The organism is Mycobacterium sp. P7213, from assembly GCF_900604305.1.
Lineage (GTDB): Bacteria > Actinomycetota > Actinomycetes > Mycobacteriales > Mycobacteriaceae > Mycobacterium.
On record NZ_UWOA01000116.1, the window covers coordinates 1 to 755 of the forward strand.

At 61.2% G+C, this 755-nt stretch carries 2 protein-coding genes and 1 pseudogene; 1 reads left to right on the forward strand and 2 read right to left on the reverse strand.

Features of this window, described 5'->3' with window-relative positions:
• Positions 1–240: pseudogene (locus tag EJK91_RS21450) on the forward strand (IS256 family transposase); the annotation flags it as partial.
• 8 nt (positions 241–248) lie between these two features.
• Here EJK91_RS21450 and EJK91_RS21455 read toward each other — a convergent pair.
• Both EJK91_RS21455 and EJK91_RS21460 read right to left on the reverse strand, forming a co-directional pair.
• On the reverse strand, positions 249–500 hold the full coding sequence (locus EJK91_RS21455) for a WXG100 family type VII secretion target (RefSeq protein ID WP_125079902.1): 252 nt from the start codon (positions 498–500) through the stop codon (positions 249–251).
• 20 nt (positions 501–520) lie between these two features.
• The coding region (locus EJK91_RS21460; RefSeq protein ID WP_125079903.1) for a WXG100 family type VII secretion target at positions 521–755 on the reverse strand (235 nt) is incomplete at its 5' end.

Genomic DNA, 755 nt, shown 5'->3' on the forward strand with positions numbered 1-755 from the left:
TCGCTGAACTACCAGCTGCGCAAAGTCACCAAAGCCCGCGGCTCGCTGAACTACCAGCTGCGCAAAGTCACCAAAGCCCGCGGCTCGTTCCCCTCTGATACCGCCGCGATGAAACTGCTGTATCTGGCCATCCGCAACATCAACCAGAAACGAGGATCAACCACCGGAACCGCTACCTGGGGCTGGACCCACGCCCTCAACGCCTTTGCGATCCAATTTCCCGAACGACTCCCGCTCTAACTCAACCATCAATGGCCACAACCACTTACACAGTTATCTTGACAAGCCCGGCTGTTGGCCTGCTCGTAGATCACCGCGAAGTTGCGGCCCAACTGCGCCACAAACTCCTGGCACGCCACCGAACCCGCGCCACCCCAGAAATCACCGGCAGCCAGCACATCGTGCACGATCGCCTGGTGCTCAGCCTCCAACGACGCCGCCTGAGCACGAATCAACGCACCGTGGGCATCCACATCACCGAACAGGTAGTTAATCGACATGGTCGTGGTTCCCCTTCTGCCTAGCTGCCGGACAGGATCTGCTGCGACGCAGCTTCCTGCTGCTCGTAGTGGTTAGCGTCGCGAATCAACCCATCCCGCACCCCGTGCAGCATGTTCACGATGTTGCGAAACGCGGTCTGCATCTGACCCATGGTGTCCATCGAGGTCCGCTCCGCCAGACCACCCCAGCCCGCACCGGAGATGTTGGTCGACGACGCCCACATCCGGCGCGCCTCGTCCTCCACCGTCTGCGCG

Bases quoted from the DNA above. Each gene is read 5' to 3' on its own strand.
- EJK91_RS21455 (WP_125079902.1), bottom strand. From the start codon at position 500: ATGTCGATTAACTACCTGTTCGGTGATGTGGATGCCCACGGTGCGTTG.